The sequence below is a fragment of the Paenibacillus sp. FSL R10-2199 genome (assembly GCF_038000235.1).
GTDB lineage: Bacteria > Bacillota > Bacilli > Paenibacillales > Paenibacillaceae > Paenibacillus_AQ > Paenibacillus_AQ phytohabitans.
Map to the genome: position 1 here is coordinate 6,086,875 of NZ_JBBOBO010000001.1, position 22,241 is coordinate 6,109,115.

23 protein-coding genes are annotated in these 22,241 nt (G+C 48.2%); 4 read left to right on the plus strand and 19 right to left on the minus strand.

Annotated elements, in window-relative coordinates; translation table 11 throughout:
• Nucleotides 1–5 precede the first annotated feature (5 nt).
• Nucleotides 6–1,016: an ATP-grasp domain-containing protein gene (locus NYE33_RS26835; protein WP_042136161.1), complete on the plus strand. Its 1,011-nt coding sequence runs from the start codon at nt 6–8 to the stop codon at nt 1,014–1,016.
• Here NYE33_RS26835 and NYE33_RS26840 read toward each other — a convergent pair.
• The 3 genes from NYE33_RS26840 to NYE33_RS26850 form a co-directional block, all read right to left on the minus strand.
• Nucleotides 1,013–3,412 (minus strand): hypothetical protein, encoded by a 2,400-nt coding sequence (locus NYE33_RS26840; protein ID WP_341068279.1) that lies wholly within the window; start codon nt 3,410–3,412, stop codon nt 1,013–1,015. The genes NYE33_RS26835 and NYE33_RS26840 overlap by 4 nt on opposite strands.
• 292 nt (nt 3,413–3,704) lie before the next feature.
• Nucleotides 3,705–4,196, minus strand: a complete 492-nt coding sequence (locus tag NYE33_RS26845; RefSeq protein ID WP_341068281.1) for a hypothetical protein — start codon at nt 4,194–4,196, stop codon at nt 3,705–3,707.
• A gap of 38 nt (nt 4,197–4,234) precedes the next feature.
• Nucleotides 4,235–4,831, minus strand: a complete 597-nt coding sequence (locus NYE33_RS26850) for a TetR/AcrR family transcriptional regulator (RefSeq protein ID WP_341068283.1) — start codon at nt 4,829–4,831, stop codon at nt 4,235–4,237.
• A 120-nt stretch (nt 4,832–4,951) separates the two neighbouring features.
• Here NYE33_RS26850 and NYE33_RS26855 point away from each other — a divergent pair, with 120 nt between their 5' ends.
• Complete coding sequence (locus NYE33_RS26855; protein WP_341068286.1) at nt 4,952–5,944, plus strand: acrylyl-CoA reductase family protein; 993 nt, start codon at nt 4,952–4,954, stop codon at nt 5,942–5,944.
• 119 nt (nt 5,945–6,063) lie between these two features.
• Here NYE33_RS26855 and NYE33_RS26860 read toward each other — a convergent pair whose 3' ends face one another.
• Both NYE33_RS26860 and NYE33_RS26865 read right to left on the minus strand, forming a co-directional pair.
• Entirely contained in the window at nt 6,064–6,870 is an 807-nt protein-coding gene (locus NYE33_RS26860) for a cupin domain-containing protein (RefSeq protein WP_445669793.1), read from the minus strand.
• A 139-nt stretch (nt 6,871–7,009) separates the two neighbouring features.
• Nucleotides 7,010–8,602 (minus strand): sensor domain-containing diguanylate cyclase, encoded by a 1,593-nt coding sequence (locus NYE33_RS26865; RefSeq protein WP_042136150.1) that lies wholly within the window; start codon nt 8,600–8,602, stop codon nt 7,010–7,012.
• 171 nt (nt 8,603–8,773) lie between these two features.
• On the opposite strand from NYE33_RS26865, the gene NYE33_RS26870 reads away from it, so the two are divergent.
• On the plus strand, nt 8,774–9,631 hold the full coding sequence (locus NYE33_RS26870; RefSeq protein WP_341068290.1) for an alpha/beta hydrolase: 858 nt from the start codon (nt 8,774–8,776) through the stop codon (nt 9,629–9,631).
• 109 nt (nt 9,632–9,740) lie between these two features.
• On the opposite strand, the gene NYE33_RS26875 is transcribed toward NYE33_RS26870, so the two are convergent.
• The 7 genes from NYE33_RS26875 to NYE33_RS26905 all read right to left on the minus strand — a co-directional run bounded on the left by NYE33_RS26875 (nt 9,741) and on the right by NYE33_RS26905 (nt 16,123).
• Nucleotides 9,741–10,292 (minus strand): YfiT family bacillithiol transferase, encoded by a 552-nt coding sequence (locus tag NYE33_RS26875; RefSeq protein WP_341068293.1) that lies wholly within the window; start codon nt 10,290–10,292, stop codon nt 9,741–9,743.
• A gap of 21 nt (nt 10,293–10,313) precedes the next feature.
• Complete coding sequence (locus NYE33_RS26880; protein ID WP_341068295.1) at nt 10,314–11,018, minus strand: HAD family hydrolase; 705 nt, start codon at nt 11,016–11,018, stop codon at nt 10,314–10,316.
• A 20-nt stretch (nt 11,019–11,038) separates the two neighbouring features.
• Nucleotides 11,039–12,664, minus strand: coding sequence for a glycoside hydrolase family 9 protein (locus NYE33_RS26885; protein ID WP_341068297.1), 1,626 nt, complete (start codon nt 12,662–12,664; stop codon nt 11,039–11,041).
• Complete coding sequence (locus NYE33_RS26890) at nt 12,657–13,514, minus strand: Cof-type HAD-IIB family hydrolase (protein WP_042136143.1); 858 nt, start codon at nt 13,512–13,514, stop codon at nt 12,657–12,659. Before NYE33_RS26890 ends, NYE33_RS26885 begins: the two co-directional genes overlap by 8 nt.
• Before the next feature lie 29 nt (nt 13,515–13,543).
• The gene (locus NYE33_RS26895; RefSeq protein ID WP_042136141.1) at nt 13,544–14,284 is read right to left on the minus strand and encodes a GTP pyrophosphokinase; all 741 of its coding nucleotides are present in this window, start codon (nt 14,282–14,284) and stop codon (nt 13,544–13,546) included.
• A 198-nt stretch (nt 14,285–14,482) separates the two neighbouring features.
• Nucleotides 14,483–15,517 (minus strand): HD-GYP domain-containing protein, encoded by a 1,035-nt coding sequence (locus tag NYE33_RS26900; protein ID WP_042136140.1) that lies wholly within the window; start codon nt 15,515–15,517, stop codon nt 14,483–14,485.
• A gap of 153 nt (nt 15,518–15,670) precedes the next feature.
• Nucleotides 15,671–16,123 carry a hypothetical protein gene (locus tag NYE33_RS26905; RefSeq protein ID WP_076246619.1) on the minus strand — a complete coding sequence of 151 codons (453 nt, stop codon included), beginning with the start codon at nt 16,121–16,123 and terminating at the stop codon, nt 15,671–15,673.
• A 136-nt stretch (nt 16,124–16,259) separates the two neighbouring features.
• On the opposite strand from NYE33_RS26905, the gene NYE33_RS26910 reads away from it, so the two are divergent.
• The gene (locus NYE33_RS26910) at nt 16,260–16,565 is read left to right on the plus strand and encodes a Dabb family protein (RefSeq protein ID WP_042136136.1); all 306 of its coding nucleotides are present in this window, start codon (nt 16,260–16,262) and stop codon (nt 16,563–16,565) included.
• A 6-nt stretch (nt 16,566–16,571) separates the two neighbouring features.
• On the opposite strand, the gene lepB is transcribed toward NYE33_RS26910, so the two are convergent.
• The 7 genes from lepB to NYE33_RS26945 form a co-directional block, all read right to left on the minus strand.
• Nucleotides 16,572–17,069: a signal peptidase I gene (gene lepB, locus NYE33_RS26915; protein ID WP_341068298.1), complete on the minus strand. Its 498-nt coding sequence runs from the start codon at nt 17,067–17,069 to the stop codon at nt 16,572–16,574.
• Between the two features lie 25 nt (nt 17,070–17,094).
• Nucleotides 17,095–17,496: a DUF4265 domain-containing protein gene (locus tag NYE33_RS26920; RefSeq protein WP_179093582.1), complete on the minus strand. Its 402-nt coding sequence runs from the start codon at nt 17,494–17,496 to the stop codon at nt 17,095–17,097.
• A gap of 43 nt (nt 17,497–17,539) precedes the next feature.
• Complete coding sequence (locus NYE33_RS26925) at nt 17,540–18,124, minus strand: hypothetical protein (RefSeq protein WP_042136131.1); 585 nt, start codon at nt 18,122–18,124, stop codon at nt 17,540–17,542.
• 143 nt (nt 18,125–18,267) lie between these two features.
• Entirely contained in the window at nt 18,268–19,140 is an 873-nt protein-coding gene (locus NYE33_RS26930; RefSeq protein ID WP_042136129.1) for an SDR family oxidoreductase, read from the minus strand.
• 26 nt (nt 19,141–19,166) lie between these two features.
• On the minus strand, nt 19,167–19,754 hold the full coding sequence (gene pgsA / locus NYE33_RS26935; protein WP_076246621.1) for a CDP-diacylglycerol--glycerol-3-phosphate 3-phosphatidyltransferase: 588 nt from the start codon (nt 19,752–19,754) through the stop codon (nt 19,167–19,169).
• 30 nt (nt 19,755–19,784) lie between these two features.
• Nucleotides 19,785–20,936, minus strand: a complete 1,152-nt coding sequence (locus tag NYE33_RS26940) for a GNAT family N-acetyltransferase (RefSeq protein WP_340946552.1) — start codon at nt 20,934–20,936, stop codon at nt 19,785–19,787.
• A complete protein-coding gene (locus NYE33_RS26945; RefSeq protein WP_231575415.1) occupies nt 20,933–22,240 on the minus strand; it encodes a F390 synthetase-related protein in 1,308 nt (435 codons plus the stop codon). The genes NYE33_RS26940 and NYE33_RS26945 overlap by 4 nt, the downstream gene beginning before the upstream one ends.
• Nucleotide 22,241 lies beyond the last annotated feature (1 nt).

Here is a 22,241-nt window from a genome sequence, read left to right on the forward strand (position 1 = left end):
TTATTATGACAGACAACATATTGGAAATTCAAGAATTAATCTCTCTTACAGAAAAGCATCAAGAAAAATTTGTTATAATATTTATTAATGGGGATAAAAAATACACTGAAGCTAATTCTGGATATTTAGAAAAAAAAGAAGCCGAAGAAATTATTAAAAGCTTTGAAATGACCTCCGAATGTTTCTACTTTTATAATAACCCTTCCACTTTTGTAGGCGATATTGTATTAAATAAATTCTTACATTATAAAAACAAATTCATTTTTCTTTATTCGGCTGCTCAAATAGGAGTAGATGTTAATCGTCGTTCTTTTATCCCTAACTTCGCGCAATTACATAATATTTTCAACTTAACTTGTGATAGTTACAGTTTATCTTTACTGCAGAATAAAGCACATTATTATGAGTTGGCAAAAAATTATGTCAATGTTCCAAAAACCTTTCTATTTAATGGAAAGGATCATAGTGTGTTTGAACAACTTACCAATCGTAGATACATTCTTAAACCTAATATCGAATGTTCGGCTAGAGGGGTAAAAGATATCATTTATAGTAATGGTTCCAAGAGTACAGTAATTGACCTGTATTTAGAATTTGTACAACCTATTCTAATTCAAGAATTTAAGGCAGGGATAGAAGTAGAAGTCCCTGTTATTGTAAAAAACGGAAAAGCCTTAGCCTTGCATCCAATAAGGATAAATAAAAAACATGAAATTTTATCTCAGGAAGAAGTGGATTATGAAAAATATTCTTTCGAAATATTATCAAATGAATATAATATCCAAAACATTCAAAGATCTGCTGAGAAAGTGATTACTACTCTGCAGAGCCAAGGACTTTGCCGTGTGGACTTTATTATTGATGAATTTGGAGAACCATGGTTGTTTGATATTGCTGCAATTCCTCTTATAACTGAACATAGTTCTTGCTACACTTCATTTGCTCATTCATTTCCTAATAATAAGCATGCTTTATACAAAGCTTTAATAGGAGCAAAATTGATTCAATTAATCTAATCTGCCCAGTAGGATATATCAGAAAATAAACCTAATCTTAAATAATTATCCACGCATTGCTTGCAATCTATGATTTCGTTAAGATTTAAAACATCCAAAACATGTAGTTGTTCACTTTGATTCTGATAGAGATTTTGTAATAATCTATTTCTCACTTTCAATAATCTGTTGTCAAAATATTTTATTTCACCTCCATCAATTAGAGTTAGACATTCATTTTCAATTTCCAGTGCGATGGTTCTCTCACCGTTCAAATATTTTGCAACCCCTAAATTCGTTTTTAACAGATACATATCATAAGGATCATCCGGGCTATTCTGTAAAGAAAGTTCAAGATATTCTATGGCTTTGTTAATGTTCTCTATAGTGCTAGTTGATAATAAGAAAATCGAATAATTAGAAATGCATATATACTGTTCGTGCATTTTATTCCTTATCCACTCCACTTCCCATACTTCTGAAGTATAGAAATTAACAGCAGATTCATCACCTTTGTTTCTGATGATTCTTAGCATGGTATCCATTTGATAGATAACACCCCAATTCGGGGTTAAATCTTTTTCTTCTATAAAGGCAATAGCTTTTTCTAACACTTGTAAAGCATTATTAAAGGGATCCTTCCAATAATTAGCTCCTGAATAATTACACGCAATTCCAAGGTAATTTTTTGGATACTTATGTTTATACTGTTCTAATATTAAATATGATCTTTGGAGTACAGGTATTAAATCTTGGGTATGTTCACTTTGGACCATTTCAATCTTTGAAAGAAGTACAGCTAATCTGATTTGCCAAAACTCAACGTATTTCGGAGATGTTTCAGATATTTTTTTCTGATATATTTTATATAGTTGATCAAAGATCTTGGTTGGGCTCTCTCGTTCATTAACTTTATTAGAATCTAAGATATCATTAGAAAGTACTAATATAGCCTCTTGTAGTCTAGTTGATAAATCTATATTAATATCATTTAAGGAACCTAATATTTTCTCCAGATGGGTAATATCCGCTTCGAAAATATGACGGTCACCTGTAGTTTTTCGATTTATAGATCTTGCCAGTGATAAAGCTCGAATATAGGAAAGCTCCGCTATAAATTCTACAGAAAAAGCGTAATAATTACCCTGTAAATTTTCTATAAAAGAATCCACAATGTGAAAAGCATTTTGATAGTTATGGTGTACAAACTGAGTAAAGACTTGTTCCAGTATCTCCTTAATTTCAAAACTCCCGGTACTTTCAATAAAACGTAATAATTGATTTGTAGTAGATGTAATCCCTTGTTCTCTCATTAATTGTGAATATGCAAGCATTGCGTTTTTCAGTGCAAGGTCAATATTCCCTATATGTACATAACTTAAATATTTCTCATAATACATAAAAGGAGCATTTCTTTCGAGAAAATCCAAATATATAAATGTACGGTCGTTATCACTTATATTTCTTAATTCTTTAGTTATGTACTCCAAATACTTATTGTGTAAAGAGACGTACTGTTTGTTATTAGACATCTCAATAAAATCAACTTTAATTAATGAATCTAGATTGAATTGAACATCATAAGTATGATTTTGTAATAAATACCCTTGAACATTATCCAATTTGATCCATCTATTTTCTGCGATTTCCCCATATAACAAAATAGTTTTTAGAATCAGTTTCTTATCTGTATCATTAACAATTAGACTATACTTTTTTTCAAAATCATTTTTTCGAAAATCATTAATTGACCGTTCCTCTTGGTTAGCTACAAATTCTCTTATGATTCCAATCGGAACGCCTTTAAAATTAGCAGGTTCAGTTAGATTTAATGTGTAGTAATCCTCATCAGTAAGGTCTTCAATAAGAACAGAATGATAACTGCTTTCTCTAAAAGCAGTCTTGTGTTCTAACGAATTCATCACTAGTAATATTTTTAAATTAGGCATTTTTTTATTAATCACAGAGCTCATAATATATTCGATAAAGGTAATGGACATTTGATCAATTAATTCAATATTATCTATAACGAGCAAAATTCTCCCTTTGTTTAGTCGTTCTAACAAGTAAGTAATATCTGGTGTTTGAATGAGGCCAACTAATCCATCAATTCCTTCTATGAAAGATTCCTGCCCCAAAAAAGAAGTAACAATTGAAGCTACTTCTTTTAAAGGCCCTTTTATCTTTCGCAATTTGGAGTACAAGGACGATTTCCTGAAAAGTTCTAAATCCTCGAATTTATTATCAATTCTTCCTGTAATTACATGTTTTTCATATCCATTCAATTGAAAATTCTCTATAATAGTTGTTCTTCCGCTTAATGAGGTACCTACTAAATTCACAATGCCTTCAATTTGAAATTTTCGCTTTAAAATATCTATTACCTTTATTTGAAATTTATATAATTCGGTTGTCATAGACTATAATAACCTCCAAATAATTCGTAGTTATTTGGTCATAAGTGAGCTGTTTAGGAAGACGTTCTTCAAATCCTTTCTGAACAGCGGATTTATAAGAAACACATAGTCCAAACCAACTTCAAACATGAACCAGACTCATTTTCAAAACTACATATTCGCCACCTCATTCCCACCATCCTCCTCAATTCTTAAAATAATCCATGGAAATACAACAATTACCGACAAAAAATTAACTAATTTGACTTATCTTCACCAATCAGATATTTCAAAACGAGACAACGTATACTGCTCAATCCGGAACCTCCCAGTTCTCCGCAAGCTTCAGCAGCTTATTTTCCGCAGCATCTTCATCTCCACCAAGTAATTTGGCTTCAATATAGTAGGTTACAAGGTTATCCTCCGCATGTTTGCCGGGACGCTGAATACATAGCCAATAATAAATAACCTCAGGAGCAGGAAATACAGCACTCCCTCCCTGTGTGAACTTGATCAGCTGCCCTTCTCCTGCCGGAATCGTGACCGGTTTCTTCCACAATATCTCCGAATGATTATAGATACTGATGTAGCCGCCGGGTTGGCTCTGATGGCCAAGCGACAGCTCCATTTGATCCAGAGTTAGCACGTCCATTCCCTGCAAATATTTCGCCGGTTCTTCATTGCCAAGCCGCAGCCTGTGTACTGCAGGGCCAGAATCAGAACCCCCATACAGATACAACACTCCCCCGCCAAGAACAAGGCAGACCACAGCTATAAGTACGATTTTCCGCCATTTCCTCCCCAAATGCTATCCACCTTTCTCCGGTTTCTTCATATTCCCCTCTACACACTCAGAACCTTCATAATTGCCGTGTAACAGGAATCCTTGAATACCTCATGCAGCTCGTCCTTATCGGCCATCAGCCACTGGATCAGGCAGCCGTCAATAATCGCCCGGATCACCGGGCTAGTCTTCTCTGGTAACAGCTCTTTGGAGAAAATACCTTCCTGCTGCCCGAGTGTCAGCACCTCCGTACTGATTCCCGCACAGCTGTCATAGAAACGCTGATTAATCTCCCGGTACACCGGAATGCGGCTAGCCCGTGCCAGGAAATCCAGATAGACACGGTAAAAGGCACGGTTCTGCGCCGGACCCGGAAATGCAGACTCAATGTATGCCGTCAGCTTACCCGTTGCGGTATGCTGTTCCCCCACAGCGGCCTGCTCCTTGGCAGAGATTCTGCCGGTCAGCCATTCCAGGAGTTCAACCAGCACCGCTTCCTTGCTCTCAAAATAATAATGGACGACGCCCTTGCTGACCTCCGCATGATCGGCGATCGTCTGCAGGGTTACAGCATCGTAGCCCCGCTCTGACAATGCCCGAAACGCAGCGTGCAGGATCTGCTTGCGCTTCTCTTCAGATTTCTTGTAACGTACCATAGGACCTCCGCGAATTAAGAATAATGTGTATTATATCATAGTCAATAAAAAGTTGACCGGTCAGAATAAATATTATATAACAGATGTACAAATAGAGTTCGGTTAAGGAGAATAAAAGATATGACTAACCTTTTTCAAGCTTTGGTGGTAGATAAGACTGACACTTTCTCTGTAGAGGTCAAGCCGCTGTCACTCGAAAACCTGCCGGCCGGTGAAGTCCTAATTAAGGTAGCCTATTCCAGTGTAAACTATAAAGATGGACTAGCGGGTATCCCGGATGGCAACATTGTGCGAAATTATCCGTTTGTTCCCGGCATAGATCTGTCTGGGACCGTGGTCTCTTCTGCCGACAGCCGTTTCCAGAAAGGCCAGTCCGTTATTGCCACCAGCTATGGCATCGGCGTATCGCACTTCGGCGGCTTCAGTGAATATGCACGTATTCCTGCAGACTGGGTTGTTCCCATGCCTGAGGGCTTAACTTTGCGGGAAGCGATGATCTACGGAACGGCCGGTTTCACGGCTGCAATGTCTATTGAAGCGCTGGAAGCTCACGGACTAACTCCGGATAACGGAAAAGTGCTCGTCACCGGTGCAACCGGAGGTGTCGGAGGTGCTGCTGTGGCCATTCTGGCGAAGCAAGGCTACCAGGTAACCGCCAGCACCGGCAGAACAGACGAAGCTGGTTATCTGCAAGCCTTGGGCGCAGCTGAAGTAATCTCGCGCGAGGATGTAGCCGGCAGCACGGTTAAGCCGCTCGACAAGCAGCTGTGGCAGGCTGCTGTAGATTCTGTAGGGGGCACACCGCTAGCGGCTGTGCTGAGCAAAATCGCATACGGCGGCGCAGTTGCCGCAAGCGGCTTAACTGCAGGAACTGCCATTCCAACAACGGTATTGCCGTTCATCCTGCGCGGAGTCAGCCTGCTTGGCATTGATTCCGTCTCCTGCCCTGCGGAGAAACGGGCGAAGCTGTGGCAGCGTATGGCCGGCGACATGAAGCCTGCCGTACTGGAGGAGCTGGTGGACCGCGAGATTACCCTGAAGGAGCTGCCTGCTGCACTCGAGGATATTCTGAAGTCGAATACACGGGGCCGCGTGCTTGTCCGCCTGTCCTAGGTTCCATAATTTCCCGGCGCTGTTCCCTCGTTAATTTTTCAGTTTAATATATATAACAAGACGGCAGTGTATTCTGAATCCTCAGAATTCGCTGCCGTCTTCTTTCATTCCCTTTTCTGCTATTCGATTCCGGTCTCATTCACGGCATTACCCGCATTCGGATTGAACTGGACATATGGATGCTGGCGGTAAGGCTGGGCATACGGCTGGGTATAGTAGCCGTGGACCGGCATAGGCTGGTATCCGAAAGACTGCGGAGCCTGCTGATAACAATAAGGCGCCATATTCGCATTTGCCATCATCGGAGGCATATTGGCATTGTCCATCATAGGCGCCATATTGACGGGAGCCAGCTTCGTACCCTTCATATTCGCAGCAGCCGCCTGCGAGGGATCGCAGCAATCTGCTGGCGGCCCAATGAAGGTCTGGGGCTTAACGGGAGCCAGTGCTTCCTTAACCAGCGCTTCATTCAAACAGTAAGTATGGGCCAGGACATTGGCAGGTGTCTTGCTCAGAATATCCGAGCCCAGAATGACCTCCGGCGTCGGCGCATTGAATATAGCCAGCAGATGGGTACAATCCACCGTTGCCACTTCATAATGCCACCAGCCCTGCGGCACATTGGCTACCTGGCCCGGTGATATGGGGAAATGCAGCAGTTCATTTGTGAACGGGTTGATCAGCGATACCACCGCACAGCCGGATATACAATACACCAGCTCTGCAGCATTCTGATGATAATGCGGTTCTACCACATTGGATTTGCTGAGAAAGATATCAAGCAGCGAGGTGTTCTCCAGGGTGTTCAAATTCTTAATACCCAATACATTGATATAATTGCAGTCATCCTTCTTAAACAATGTGTTGCAATTCATGTCAAACGTAAACTGTGTATTAGGTGACGTGTAATCCATATAAGAGGTCACGCGAATCCTTCCTTTCATCGGGGCCGTTTTTTATCGTTCTGAGGTAGGATATGTATCCGCCAATGCCCAGGTGACGATTAATTTCAGCTGCAGGAGTGGAACCTAAAAAGCATCCCCATGATGGAGATGCTCCTTTTCCCTATTCGCGGGCAATCACGGTCCGGTTCCGGCCGGTATGCTTCGCAGTATATAAAGCTTCATCCGCCTTCCCCAGCAGCTCTTCGCGCGTACGGCCATTCGTAGGATAATGGGCAATCCCTTGGGAAGAGGTCACTTGCATCGGCAAGGGGACCTTGCTTTTCTCAAGCGTCTGGCGGATTCGTTCGGCCACATTGTAGGCATCCTCGGGTCTGGTCCGCGGGAGCAGCAGCACAAATTCCTCTCCCCCGTAACGGGCACACACATCACCCGGGCGGATATTTGCGGTAAGCACTTCAGCCACCTGTCTCAGTACCTCATCCCCGGCCAGATGACCGTAGGTATCGTTAACGAATTTGAATTTGTCCACATCCAGAACAATGACGGAAAAAGGTACCCGGGCGGCAATCCATTGGCTCATACTCAGGTCCAGGGATCTGCGGTTCGTAAGTCCTGTCAGCAGGTCCGTCATCGCTTCCTGGGTTAGCTGGTTCGTCTGCTTCTGGATGTCCGTCCAGGCAATGACCACCGCTTTGGTCAGCAGGTCCACCTCCCGGTTCCAATGGGGCTTCAGATCGGGGAGCTCAACATTCTCTTTGCCGATTCGGTTCACCAGATCAGCAAGCACCACAAACGGCTTCGCCAGCCGGTGAGCCAGCACAAATACGCATAGCAGCAGGATAATAAACGGAATCACGGTATACGTTACGATTTTGCGCAAATGGGCCAGCAGCTGATCCTTGATGACTTTGACCGGTGACACCACAACAACACCCCAGCCGTTAGCCGGAACTGCCGAATAACCAGCGAGCATCAACACGCCCTTGGTATTACGCCCCATCATTTCCCCGCTCTTCCCTTGCATCATCAGCTGCACAACCTCGTTGTCACTTACATCCTCGTTCATTCGTGTTTTGTCGGGATGGAAGAGCAGATGCCCTTCCGAGCTGACAATATAGTAATAGGAACCCGATTCATCGACGGTATTGTTCCCGAATATCATGTTCAGGATATTGTAATCCTGGAGATAGACTGTACCCCCGAGCTGACCCAGATATTGTTTGTCCTGGTTATACAGCGGTTCACTCATGAAAAAAAGAATTCTGCCGGTCGTGGACGAAGTATAGGACGGTGACAGGTACTCATTCTTCAACCGCAGCGCTTCCAGCACCGGAGGTGACATAATCTGCTTGCCTATCATTCCAAGGGCAGACGGTGAATTATTCAGCACCTTCCCTTCGGCATCTACCCGGATGATTGAATTAAAGTAATTGCTGCTGTTGCGCATTAAATCAAGATATTCATCTATAGCTTCCGGCCCTGCTGACTCCATGCCGGAGATTTTGTCTGCACCATAAATCAAGCTGCTGCGCATTGAAAGGATAAGCGAATCCACCGTTTTGCTCATTCTGTCTGCATTGGAGTAATTCAGACTAAGCGTGGTAGCCATCAGGGATTTCTTCTTGGATTGGTAAGAGCCAACAAACAGAATCGTTGTTGTGAGCAGAAACACCATGGTCACCAGGGCCATGAGCAGCAATGTTAGACTGAGTTTCCTTTTAGGTTTATGTTCTGCTCCTTTTGGTGTAGGCATTCCTCAACCTCCTTGTCTGCCTGAGCCCATATGGTTTAATTATATACGATTGGGAAATGGAGTACACAACCAGTTTGAGTTCCATTTTCTTCCCTGAAATTACATCTTTACGCTAGGATCCGGGCATCCTGTCTATTAGGTTCGATCACATTGCAGGAGGCCAGAGTCGATATGAATAATCAACGAATCAGAAAAGCGCTAACCGGGAAGGTTGCCCTGCTCTTCCTTCTCGCATTCCTGCCGTTCCACCCTTCACCCGCAGGAGCAGCGGCAAAAGGTACGCCGGGAGATCAGCAAAACTTAACCTTCGTGCTTGTCCACGGTGCATGGGTGGATGCCAGCTTCTGGGATGAAACGGCGGCAGAACTCCGCAAAATGGGCCATACCGTCTATACTCCGGAATATGCGGGTCACGGCGGGGACAAGAATACTATGGTCACGCACGAACAGGTAACGAAGTCCGTAGCGGATTTCATTAAGCAGAAGGATCTGCATGATATTATTTTACTCGGGCACAGCTTTGGCGGTTCTGTTGTTCAGAAGACCGCTGAGCTGGTTCCGGAACGGGTTAAACGGCTTGTGTTCTTTGATGCTTTTGTACCGCTGGACGGGCAGAGTGTGGCCGACCAGTTCCCTGCTCCGGTACAGCTGCTGTTCGAGGGGTTGCGGAAAGCCTCCGGTAACAATACGCTCATGCTCCCTTACCCCTTATTCCGTGATGTGTTTGTGAATACAGCTACTACTGAAGAAGCACAGGCTTTGTATAAAAAAGTCATTCCCGAGCCTGCCGGTCCGGCTTTTCAGAAGCTGGATCTGAAGAAGTTCTACAGTCTCGATCTTCCCAAAAGCTATCTGTTCCTGACCGAGGATATGGTCCTGCCGCAGGGAGCTGCAGGAGGCTGGCATCCGGGTCAATCCGGCCACCTGGGTATGTTCCGCTATATAGAGGGAACCGGAGATCATCTGACTACTGTGCATACCAAGCCTGCGGCCATTGCCGGCAAAATCGTTCAAGCCAGCCGGGAGTAGATTTCATTAGGATACCGTATGATGCAGAGATAACGAACAACTGAAAAAGAGCAGATGGAAGGGGCTACCCCATTCCATCTGCTCTTTTTTTGATGAATATGAATATGTTTTACCAGCCGTTCCACCGGATTAGTGAAGTAATCTGGGCCAGATGATGGCGGCTATGCCAGATATATCTTTGAATTGCGGCATCCAGCGTCAACGTGCCCAGACCGGCACTTACGAAGCTTCGATCATAATCACCCGGCTTCAGTGAAGTAAGCAGGGTTGCGAATCTCCGGTTAAGCAGCTCCACCAGCTGAAGTGAGGACTCCGCCGGTTCATCCGTATAATCGCTCTGCTCCGCCCAGAGATCCTGTCTGTAGCTTGGTACCTGCGGTGCTTCTTCTGTCAGCCCCCGTTTGAAGCGCAGATAGGCATACATGCCGGTATCCGCCAGATGATGTACGACCTGACACACTGTCCAGCCGCCCGGACGGTAAGGCGTGTCTAACTGCTCCGCCGTTAGCGGCCCTACAGCCTCCCTAAGTTCAGCCGCCAGCTGCTTCATGATCCGTATGGATTCTTGCCGCGCTTCTTCCGTGCGGCTCTCCACAGCTGTAAATTTCCCGATCGGATACTTCAGTAACTCCAGTTCCTGCTCTGTCGGTTTGTGGTTCATTTCCCTCACGGCTCCTCATTATTAATCAATGGATATCGGACTACTCGCTATCGATATCAATTCATAGACCTCTTCCAGGGTTCCCACTGTATAATCCGGCTTCACCCCATGCTTCCAGGCGAGCTGCTCCCGGTTGATCCAGCAGGATTTGATTCCCGCCCGGGCTGCTCCCAGCACATCTGATGCCGAGTCTCCGATATGGAGAATCTGCTCCGGCTCCACACCATAATGGGCGATAACCTCAGTGAACATCCGGTTATGACTGTCATTCTTATAAGACTGGTACCTTTCGGAAGTGAATAAAGAGATAGGATAACTCCGGTAGAAGTCCGGAAGCATAAGCTCATCGGTATCACTGACAATGCAGACCTGATACTCCCCGCAGATCCGCTGTAGGAAGGCTTCGGTGTCCGCATACATTGCGGACAGCCGGTGCTGGGCAAACAGGTTATCAACAGCCTGAGAGCAATCATAGTCCAAGCCATACTGCATGAATACTTGCTGAAATCCTCTGCTGTATATTTCCTTGCTGCTGATGAAGCTGCCCGCCTCCCGTGCTTCGGTTGATACAGCGAAATAGTGGCTGAGCAGCTTGCTGCCCAGCTCCCGGGACTTATTTTCGCTGAATTCCTGCTTAAGAATCGGCTTCCAGACTTCTGCCCGCCTCCCCTGAATATTCACCAGAGTCTGGAACATATCCAGACTAATAACCTTGAATGTCTGCATGGACCCGTCTCCTCTTCTGATCAGGAATTGAACCTTGCCGTCACGAACACCGCCGGTGAATTCCAATAAATGGTGACCTCATTCGTCGAGTAGCTGTCTTCATGATCAACGAAACACTGGGCTGCCGGTTTGCCTTGCAAGTGCTCCTGCACATATTCATCATGAAGCCCGCGGTCAGGTCCCCCTGATACCAGACCCGGAACGGGTTCTGCTATGTTGTCTCCCACGGATGGGCGGTGATGCGGATGCATGACCGCGTGTTCACCGAAGCCGGTCACGTAGCTGATGCCCAGCACATTGCGGCCGAGCAGATAATGCAGATGATCCAGTGCACAGGCCGCATATTCAGTCTCCCCGCTGAAATGCTCCGCCGCCAGCAGCAGCATGGCATTATTCATGACCAGCATGTTGCTGCCCCAGATATAATCCTCTTCCCGCAGCGAGATTCTGTAACCATCCTCCCGGCTCTGCCGGAGGAGACGCGCGGCTTCAGCCACCAGCCCCTCCTTCAGCTCCGCATACAGAGAAGCCTCAGCTTGCTCTTCCCCGTTCAACAGGTATGCCAGTGTGCCATAGCCGCCCATATCCGCCCAGCCGAGGCTGTATTTCGGGAATGGAAGCTTCGCCAATTCTCTGGCTGCGCTATGGTATTGCTCACCGCCTGTAGTCCGGAACAGCTCCGCCGCTGCCCAGAAGCGCTCGTCGTGATCTTCCTCATCACCGTATTCCCCGGTCGTAATACCCGGCGGATTAGTGAAGCCCGGCTCCGCCGGATGTGCCTCCATCCAGCTCCAGGCAGCCACCGCAGCTTCCAGGCACCGGGCAGCATAGACTTCATCGAACGGCTTATAGACCCGCGCCGCCATCGCCATTACACCGGCGAAGTCACCTGTAGCCGTAGCGGACACCGGGGAGAAATACAGCTCCGCCGTATCCTCTTCCGGCATCACATCAAGCCCCGGGAAGTTCTGTGTGGTCAGCTTGTGGTACACAGCACCGCTGCCGCTCTCCTGCATTTTGAACAACCAGTCCAGCTCCACTTTACATTCCAGCAGTACATCCGGCATCACGCCGTCACTCTCCGGCAGTGTACATACACCGGCAAATGCCGCAGGATACAGCTCCCAGGCCAGCAGCAGATCGGCAACGGCCTTGGCTCCGGGCCCTGAATATTTCCCGTAATCACCGGCATCATGCCAGCCTCCGCAGCTATCCAGCTTCAACTCCGGCTGGCCGATTACCGTTCCTGCTGCCAGATGACAGGACTCATGTCCCCAGGGTCCGGCGTACTCTCCGCTTAGCTCCACTCCGCAGCGGTAATAATAGAAGGCTTTCAATAAACCCTGCTGCAGCTCCCCGTAAGGCTTGTCTGCAATCATAAACGCAGCCGAAGCCTGTCCATCCTCACCTTCAATCCGGTACTTGCCCGGAGCCGTCACGGCGGAGAATACACCGGTATGTACACGGCTCCCGCTTGGCTTATCCTCCACTCCTTCCCCTGTCTGTCCGCTAAATACAACGCTTCCAGTCTGCAGATCAACTACCCGGAAACGGGACACCTCTCCGGTAAATAGGGCAAGCTTCTCCCCTGCACTGGAATAACCCGCCTGGTTCACTGTAATGGTACGAAGACGCTGTTCACTCACCTGTCATCTCTCCCTTGTTCATAGTTTCTGCCAGAAACACTGCAACACCATTCTCATTGTTGGATGCGGTAATCCGATGTGCGACAGCTTTGAGATCCTCATGGGCATTCTCCACCGCGACACCTGTTCCCGCTGCAGCAAACAGCCCCAGATCATTCAAATGGTCGCCGAAGACAACAACATCCGCTGTATCCAGCCCCATATGCTGTGCCCATAGCTTCAGCCCCTGGCTCTTATTCGCATCCGGATGGCTGAATTCCAGGAAATAATGATCTTTTATGTATATATCCTTCATGAAATGAATATGTACCTCTGAACCGAACCGGTCAAGCACTTTCTGATGCAGCGGGGCCAATTCCTCCTGCCGTCCGATGTAAGTTATCACCACCGTCCGGTGATCTGCCGGACAATCAAGCCGCTTCACCTCACGGAAACGTACATCATTCATACGGGACTTGTAGAACTCCACATCTCCTGTGCGGATAGGCGCTTCATACAGCACCCGCTCGCCGTCCGCTGCATCCAGCAGGAAATGAAACGGTGTAAGTTCAAATTCCCGTCCGATGTTGATGATTTCCCCGGAAATAACGGGGTCCAGCCAGTAACCGGCAATCACTTTGTGCGTCATGCTGTCATAGATAAGTGCCCCATTATAAAGAATAAGCGGATATTTCCAGGAAATATCCGCAGCTACGATGTCTGCACTGATGAACCCTCTAGCTGTAGCGAAGCTGATTATCATTCCTTGTTCCATCGCTTCCGTTATTACCCGCACTGTGTAAGCAGAGAGTTTTTGTTCCGAGTTCAGCAGGGTTCCATCCAGATCTGTAACATAGGCCATTCTGTGCATGAGCCTTCCACCCTTCGACTTCGGAATGGCTATTCCCCTAACAGCTTAATAAAGTTTGCCGGCAGGTTAAACTGCTGATTATTGAGGATAATCTCCCGCAGTCCGGAGAAGGAATCCTCGTCCTCCTGGGCATCCTTGATTTCCTGAATCTCACGGTGCAGCCGTTCCATCTGCAAATCGAGTGCGTTCGCTTTGTCTGCCGCATTCTTGAGTTCACGTGTCAGATGCTCGGGAACCGCCTGGCTGTATTTATAGAAAATTTTATGTTCCAGACTGGCCCAGAAGTCCATGGCAATCGTACGGATCTGCACCTCTACACAGACATGCTCCTGGCAGTCAGACATAAATACCGGAACCTCTACGAGCAGGTGCAGGCTCTGGTAACCATTCGGCTTCGGGTTCTTGATATAATCTTTGACCGCCAGCACCTTGAGATCGTCCTGCTTCTGCAGCATGGCACTGACCTGATAAATATCCGAAATGAACGAGCAGGTGATGCGCAGTCCGGCAATATCCTTGATGCTGGATCTGATCTGTGCGAGTGACAGCTCATTGTTCTTGCGCAGCATTTTATTCATAATGCTCTCCGGGGATTTAATCCGCGACTTGGTATGCTCGATCGGACTGTAGTCGTGGAGCAGCTGAAATTCCTCTTTGAGAATCTCAATCTTGGTCTCCATTTCGGCGAGGGCGAATTTGTAAATCATCATAAACCGGGTAAGCTCATATTTAATCTGCTTGAATTTCTCTAATTGATTGTCGGCATTCATTGTAATTTCTCCTTTATGCTGCTGCACAGAATTGCTATAGTAATCTCTCATTAATCATAGCCAATCTATTCCCGGAATACAAACCGGCAAGCTATACCTTCTTCTAGTTGCGCAAAAAACGGATACACCATCCCGGGGGGACGGTATATCCGTTCATAAGAACCGGGCGCTCTCCAGAGAGGCCGCTTATCCGGCGTATCAATTAAAGACTTCAACTACAGACAGGCTGCGCTCACGGGACAAATCTCTGAAGCCCTCGTCTACCTTTACCAGCGGCTTGAACAGATCCAGCGGGTTATTCATTACAATCATACCCATTTCGCCGTTGCTGAGCTGAACATTCTTACCTACGAAGCTTGGCAGCAAATGTCCGGTAAGTGCCTGTACAACCGTTCCGTTCAACTGGCCGAAGCCCATCTCATGTACCTTGCGCAGTACTGTAACCAGTCCTTGCTTCGGACGGTTCAAGGTTGAAGTGGTCAAGGACATATATATGTTGGCTACGGTAACAATTTGGGTGTAAGGGTGAATATTATTTTTGAGCAGCTGCTTCGGATATCCAGAGCCATCCTCATATTCATGATGCTGCAGCGCCACGAGTGCTGTAACCTCATCCAGCTTGGAGCCGCGGATTAGATCATAACCATAGGAGGTGTGGCGTGCCAGTTCCTCTATTTCAGAACCGGTTAGAATACCCGGTTTGTTCAGGATAGACAGGGGAACCTGGCTTTTGCCGATATCATGAAGGTAGCCCGCGCGGCTGATCAGATAACGCTCCTCCTTGGAGTAGCCCATCCATAATGCAATATAATATGATAGTAAGCCAACCTGTAAAGAATGATGGTATGTATCAATGTCATCCCGGTCCAGCAGAAGCAGCAGGGAGACTACGTCCTTTTGCCCCTCCAATGTTTCCAGAAGCGGTTTCAATGTATCATCGACCATGGACTGTGAGAAGCTCCCCTGGGTCAACGCTTCCAGAAAAATAGATTCATAATTCAGGATAGCGTGATCGAAATCATCATGCAATCCGTGACTTTGCTCTTCTTCACTGCCCGTTTGCTGCATACTGCGCGGCTCAATATCCACATAATGAATTTTGTGCCGGATGAGGATACTAATCTCCTCCCGTTCAACATGCGTCCCCTTGGGGAGAACATGCAGACCTACACCGTTGAAAGTGTCTGTCATAAGACAATCGCCGTGTTTGAGATCCGTGACATGTACTTTCAAGTTTCAGCACTCCTTTAGTTTATAGGAATATTCCGTTATGCTCCACTTGATCATAGTCAATAGACCCCAAAGTAACAATCCGGTGAAAGTCACAATCTGCCCTTAATATAGTTCAAATGAATCCCTGTCTTAAGCCGCCTTTCCATTAAATATTCACATCCACTTCACAAATCTCTTATATTTCAGCTTGATTCCGTTGGCTTCCGTCCAGTTCATCAGTCTTTTCATGTCCTCCTCCCGGTCTTCGATGAACCTGAAGCACAGATTAACCGGGACAATCCTTTTACCTTCGGGCAATATTCCTACTAACGGACCATCTATGTATATTGCCTTAATCTCCTTGCCGGAGTAACTCCGGTTGCGAACTATAAGTGCATCTGTCTCCCATTGGAGACTACTGGCCTTCCGCAAAGCGTTGAATAGAATGAACAGAAAAGCCAGGAGGCTGGCACTCAACCAGAACACCCGGATATAGTAGATATACGGATGCCTATCTGCGTTGGTTATGGGAGTCAGAGCCACGAGCAGCCCCGGGAGAAGGATGCCTATCAATGTCCGAAGGGACATGGGGGCCTTGATTCTGCTGCCGGCGGAGTATTCAGGCATTGTGTTCTCCTTCCATTGAACAAATTTATAGTATAATTCCGTTATGCTTACAAAACGATGCTTATGCTTCCGTAGTCAGTTTTGACGAAGTGATCACAGGGAGCTTATGCTTACAAAACTTTTAGGAGGATCAATTATGTACGAGCATCTGGTAGCTTTCCAATTCAATGAGCATTTCGAACCGGGCAGTGAAGAAGGCCTGATTGCAGCCTTGCTGGGGCTGAAGGATCAGATTCCGGGAATTGTGGAGATTACGGCAGGAGTGAACATGACGGAGGAAACAGAGAATATCCACGGCTATACGCTGGGGCTTCGCGTGACCTTTACAGATCAGGAAGCCCTGCGTCAATACGGGCCGCATCCGGCGCACCGTGCTTTTGTGGCAAGGCTGGAGGGGATTCTGGAGAATGTCGTCGTGGTAGATTACCCGGTTCGCCCGTAGCTTATATCAGAAAAGATTATTCACATCAAACAGCACTTTACCAATCAGTTTGTCTTTGTCTACAAACGGAGTACTCCATAAATGCGCGTCATAGCTGACATTCCGGTTATCGCCAAGGAAGAAATAGTGGTCTGCAGGAACGGTGACTGGTCCGAAGGTGTAGGTCATCGCTTCCTGGAGATACGGCTCGTCAACCACCTCATTATTACGGTACAGGGTACCGTCCTTAATCTCAATTTCATCTCCCGGCAGCCCAATCAGCCGTTTCACATATCTTTTATGCTCATCTCCGGCTACCGGGGGATAGAACACAACAATGTCGCCATGCTTCAGCGAGGAGTTCCAGAGCATTTTGTCCACAACCAGGCGGTCGTTAATCTCAATGGTCGGAATCATGGAGCCGGTCGGTACTCTCATCGCTTCGGCCACGTAAGTCCGGATAAATAAGGATAGAATAATGCCGATTGCAATACTGGGCACCCATTGTCTCAAGAATTTCTTCATAATATGCCACCTCGAATTAGTATAATTAGGCTTCAAAACGTCCGATAATCCGTGACATTTCCAGCTCTGCATCCACAGCAGAATGTTTAGGCAGATGAATCACAAGCAAACCGCCGAAGATCTGCTCCCATCTCCCCTCGTGCTCCGTAACCCGTTCAGTGAAGCTGCGGATCTCCTGCGAAGCAGCCGCTTCTTTGCTAAGCAGCCAGGCATACCTGACGAACCCGGATTTCTGCACCGTTTCTACATAATAGGCAATGCCCTCTTGTTCTCTCACTCTGATAATGTCCCCAAGAGCAATCCCCGGGTTAAAAATCGGCGTTTCTTCAATCCGGTATTTGTCCGGGGCAACCGGAGTCACATCCAGAACCTCAATCTCACGGCCACGCTCATCAAAGCAAATATGTAATCCTACTGTTCCCGGCAATGCATACACCCCAGTTCTGCTTCTGCAAAGATAAGAAATACTGCTAACAATACTCCTCCAAAAGCGTTATCCACCACTGCTTGTTCACCAGATACTTATAACCGGGCGGCAGCAGAAGATAACCATGGACCGGCTTCACGGGTTCCGTAATACCATAGACCAGATCAATCCTCAGTGTGAAGGTACTGATGTTTCTGCCTGTCTGCACCTCAAACTCGTTAATATAATTGTAGATGTCCGGTGCAGCCTCCCAGAAGCGCATAGCAGTCTGCCCCCCCACCTCCATCTCCCACCATTCTATAAAAGCCGGCCACAGTCCGGCACAGGTCTGCCGCAGTGCCGGATCGGCCACAGTCTCAAACCCCGGAGGCTGATGCAGCAGCGGATGTCTCCCCGCCAGGATGCAATCCGTTTTATAACGCACCAGCTCCAGCCACCACTGTTCATAAGCCAACTTCAGCGAATCGGAGTCCGGAAGACCCGGGTCAGAGCCGGAAGCAGGCCACACATGCTGCCCTCCAGGTCCGCGCAATGCCCCGACTGAACAGCCTACATATGATGCGAAGTTCAACCCGTAATCTCCGCCAATGCTGATATGCCATTGATTAGCTCCATTCAGCTCATGCATGACCATTCTCCTCTGTTCAAGTTCAAAATGTGATCTTCCAGACAATTCCCGGCGTCAGCGCCATAGCTAAACTGTAAGGGAAATTCCGGCAGAACGCAATCCTCATCCTTGGGCTGCGGCTCCCAGCTATTTCAGGTTGTCATTCATTTCATCGCGCGCAATGACCTTGCAATGATGCCCTCCAGTACCTTCCAGGGAAGCAGCATTTTGCCCAGCATGAGGACCCGTGAGCCTTTGCCGACAGGATAGCGCAGTTTGGGTGCACGCTTCTCTGTAATCCGCCCGATCAGCTCAGCAACCTCCTGCGGATCCGGCGCTGTCTCAGCGGTCCGCCGGGAGTAGCGCAGCACCTCCTCCAGCCTGGCCTGGTAAGGAGAGCCTTCGCTGCTATGGATTCCGGCAATGCCTTTTCCCCAGATCGGCGTGCGGAATGAGCCGGGTTCCACCAGTACTACGCGGACGCCAAAAGAAAGCATCTCCTGCCGCAGGCTCTCGCTGAAGCCTTCCACTGCAAACTTGGAGGCGGCATACGGTGCATATCCGGGAAAACCGGTCAGCCCGCTGACACTGCTTACGTTGATAATCAGCCCCGCGCGCTGCATGCGCATGATGGGAAGTACCGCCTTGGTTACTGCTATCAGGCCGAAGAAGTTCGTCTCCATCTGCCGCCGCCACGCCTCCATGCTTACTTCCTCCACATAGCCGCCTACAGCATATCCGGCATTGTTCACCAGCACATCCATTCTTCCGAACAGCTCAGTAACCGCGTGGATTGCTGAAGCAACGGAAGATTCATCCGTCACATCCAGCGTCATCAGATGAATACGCTCCAGAACACCTGCCTGTTCAGCCTGCTGAACAAGCTCATCTTTGCGGCTGAGATCCCGCATGGTTGCGATTACCTTATAGCCTCTGCGCGCCAGTGTAAGTGCAGTCAGCAGCCCGAAACCGCTGGAAGTGCCGGTAATGAGTGCGATTGGATCATGACCATGGGGCAAATTGGAAATAGGTTCCATAAGCAACTCCTTTAGTTAGGTGATTATTAGCGGCCTAGCTGCAATGCCAGATAGTTGTTCTTAATATAGTTATATCCCGAGTATACAGTCATGCCCAAAGCGCCATACATCAGTGTCTGGCCGACCGGAAACGAAGTGAACAGGCTGAACGGAGCATCATTCAACAGGATTGCCGAGATGGCCGCAACCTGCAGCACCATTTTCCACTTGCCATATCTGTCAGCTGATAGAGCCAGTCTTTGCGCTGAAGCAGCGATCCGGATGCCCATCATTACAATTTCCCTGGCCAAGATTATAAAAGCAATCCAAGAAGCGATCAAATGCAGGCTTACCATCAGGATTAACGCAGCGGCAATGAGCAGTTTGTCTGCCAGAGGATCAAGCAATTTCCCGAAATTTGTGATCTGATTATATTTTCTCGCGATATATCCATCCAGCTTGTCTGTGGCAGAAGCCACAATAAAGACCAATGCCGCATAGAAAACCCCATGTATTTCAAGATGCTGCAGGATCACCGATTTGCTGATTAACGCATCAGGATAAATGGGAAAAAGTGCAATGAACACGGGAATCAGTAATATCCGGAATAAGGTGATACGGTTAGCGAGATTCATTTTTTGCCTCCTACGATTTGTTGATCCAGACTACAGCTTCAGCTTCTGAATCAGCGGCATGCCGATCCGCCGGAGCAGCTGCTCCAGAAATGACCAGCCGCAGCGGTTCAGCCAGGAAGTGTCCTGGTCGTACACGGCAGAATATTCTATGGCCCCCACCGCTCCCCGATTGCGTTTGAACTGGCCTACACCAGAGCTCTCATGCAGCAGTAGACCGCGGCTTCCGGCAAGCCCGATCAGAACGGCAGACAGCATACGGTAGAGTCCGACAGACTGGGGCAGAGCTGTGTCATAGCCGAAGAGCGGCGCTGTCATTGCGCCATCCCGCTCATAGAAGCCAAGTACCGCATCCAGCCTTCCTTCCTGTTCATGCCGCAGCCCGTAGATCTGCAGCGTCCCCCGCTCCAGTGCCAAGGCAATGAAAGCTTCTGTAAACTGCGGGTTATACGCCGAATACTTGTCAATGTACAGCAGCCTATACAGCTCCACAATCCGGTTAATATCCTCTGGTTTAATTTCAGCCGGGGATACTTCGGTGTACCCGTGTTTGGCCAGCAGACTATGGTCGCGTTTAACGAGCCATCTGGCTTTGGAGCCGGTGCTGTTCTGCTGCAGCAGGTAAATCTGCCGGCTTGGCACCAGCTTGCAGCCGTACCCGCGCAGACTGCCGATGAGGTCTCCTGAAGTTTCTATACTGAGCGAGCGGTACATAATCGTATAGCCGGGATAGGCGTGACGGAGATACTCCAGCAATTCCGTCAGCTGACTGGCGCTGAGCGCAGGATACAGATTGGTGGACAGCAGCCAGTTATTAACCTGAATCACCCGGTTGAACCGTCCTTGTCTCAGCAGCCAGCCCATTCCCCCCAGCATGATGGATAATGCGCCTTCAAGCATCCGGTTGTTCAGCAGAGCAAGCTCCTCGCGCGCATAACTGACATAATGCGTATAGGGGGAACACACATATGAATTATCATAATTGCCATCGTTGACCGTAACCGGAACCGGGATCCCGTCCACTGTCAGCACCTTAACGATGGTATGGACGTTGGAGATATAATATTCCGTATCCCGTTCCAGCAGCGGAGTAATATACTCGCGGGCATACCGCCCATATTCTGTATCCGGCCATTCCAGCTGATCCACCGAATGGCGGTCATATTGAATTACTCTGCTGTTCACAGCTTCCAGCCCCTCTCCACCCGGCGCAGCTTCTGCCTGCCGGGAGTGAAGCTGTACGCTCTGAATTTCAGCTGCGGAGGAATACAGGACAGCCGAGCGAACAGACGTGACAGCTCGCCGGCAATCAGCGGCTCCGTATCTTCCGTGCTGCCCGGCCGTGTGCGGTACGAGATCTCCAGCTCAAGCAAGCTATGCTGGATAACGCGGTAATGCTCAATATCTGCAGAGGCTGCCAGTACTGCCCGGGTGATGAAATCCGGAAACACCGTGACCATTTGGCCGTCTGAAACATGCGGCAGATACAGGATATCATCACAACGGCCTTCAATCCGCTCGATCGCTGTAAACAGTGAACCGCAGGGACAAGGCTCAGCCGCTTCGGTCAGAATATCATTCAGCCGGTAGCGGACTATAGGCTGGACGGATCTGGAGAAATCGGTCACGACCGGTATGAACCGCCGGGATGCCTCATCAAGTACTTCCTTTTCAATATGTACGATGTCCTCATTGAGATGCAGTGTCCCATGACTGCAGGTAGCGCCAAGAAAGCCCTCGGTGCATTGATAAGCCTGATGCACCTTCTGTCCGAAAGTACGCTCAATATGCTCCCGGTCCAGCGGGTCCAGCACTTCCGCGACAGCGATGATTCTGCGCGGCTGCAGATTCAGGCTGCCTGACTGCCGTGCTTCGGCTAACAGTCTCAGCATGGAAGGCGGTGCGATCCAGATATCCGGGCGGTACTGCTCCATCCGGGCCATGAGCTGCGGAAGCGGCTCCAGCAGATCGAAGTACTGGAACTGCAGCCGGCCCTGCTCCACGGATTCATACAAATTGCTGTTTGCCCGCAGGAAAAAGGCAATCCGCGCACGTCTCCACAGTCCCCCGGGCAAAAGCTTGGCCAGCACGGTGCCGGTCCAGGCTGCCTGTTCGTCTTCTCCGACGAGGAAGATCCCCCGGCTGCCCGAGGTTCCTGAGGACAAACCAACAGTGACGCCTTGAAGGGTAGGCTTGAAATCCCTGCTGTTCTCCGCTTCATAGGCTTCAGCAAACGCCTGTTCCTTCGTGATACCCGCTGTATTCAGGTCATCGAAATTCCCCATCATCAGTGACTTCTCAATCACAGGAAACTTCCGCCATTCAGCCGCCGGAATGCCTCCCCACAGCTCCCTGTAGAACCGTGAGCTCTCCCTTACCTTGTCCACATGGCGCCGGATGCGCAGCTCCTGCCACTGCTCCAGCTCTGCTCGGTTCTTCCAGCGCCGGCCCCATTTGGTGAGAATATAATGTGTAATGACTAGCCTCATC

Coding starts and splice junctions, on each gene's coding strand:
- NYE33_RS26835 (WP_042136161.1), top strand. CDS start 6: ATGACAGACAACATATTGGAAATTCAAGAATTAATCTCTCTTACAGAA.
- NYE33_RS26840 (WP_341068279.1), bottom strand. CDS start 3,412: ATGACAACCGAATTATATAAATTTCAAATAAAGGTAATAGATATTTTA.
- NYE33_RS26850 (WP_341068283.1), bottom strand. CDS start 4,831: ATGGTACGTTACAAGAAATCTGAAGAGAAGCGCAAGCAGATCCTGCAC.
- NYE33_RS26855 (WP_341068286.1), top strand. CDS start 4,952: ATGACTAACCTTTTTCAAGCTTTGGTGGTAGATAAGACTGACACTTTC.
- NYE33_RS26865 (WP_042136150.1), bottom strand. CDS start 8,602: ATGCCTACACCAAAAGGAGCAGAACATAAACCTAAAAGGAAACTCAGT.
- NYE33_RS26870 (WP_341068290.1), top strand. CDS start 8,774: ATGAATAATCAACGAATCAGAAAAGCGCTAACCGGGAAGGTTGCCCTG.
- NYE33_RS26875 (WP_341068293.1), bottom strand. CDS start 10,292: ATGAACCACAAACCGACAGAGCAGGAACTGGAGTTACTGAAGTATCCG.
- NYE33_RS26880 (WP_341068295.1), bottom strand. CDS start 11,018: ATGCAGACATTCAAGGTTATTAGTCTGGATATGTTCCAGACTCTGGTG.
- NYE33_RS26890 (WP_042136143.1), bottom strand. CDS start 13,514: ATGCACAGAATGGCCTATGTTACAGATCTGGATGGAACCCTGCTGAAC.
- NYE33_RS26895 (WP_042136141.1), bottom strand. CDS start 14,284: ATGAATGCCGACAATCAATTAGAGAAATTCAAGCAGATTAAATATGAG.
- NYE33_RS26905 (WP_076246619.1), bottom strand. CDS start 16,123: ATGCCTGAATACTCCGCCGGCAGCAGAATCAAGGCCCCCATGTCCCTT.
- NYE33_RS26910 (WP_042136136.1), top strand. CDS start 16,260: ATGTACGAGCATCTGGTAGCTTTCCAATTCAATGAGCATTTCGAACCG.
- lepB (WP_341068298.1), bottom strand. CDS start 17,069: ATGAAGAAATTCTTGAGACAATGGGTGCCCAGTATTGCAATCGGCATT.
- NYE33_RS26925 (WP_042136131.1), bottom strand. CDS start 18,124: ATGCATGAGCTGAATGGAGCTAATCAATGGCATATCAGCATTGGCGGA.
- NYE33_RS26930 (WP_042136129.1), bottom strand. CDS start 19,140: ATGGAACCTATTTCCAATTTGCCCCATGGTCATGATCCAATCGCACTC.
- pgsA (WP_076246621.1), bottom strand. CDS start 19,754: ATGAATCTCGCTAACCGTATCACCTTATTCCGGATATTACTGATTCCC.
- NYE33_RS26945 (WP_231575415.1), bottom strand. CDS start 22,240: ATGAGGCTAGTCATTACACATTATATTCTCACCAAATGGGGCCGGCGC.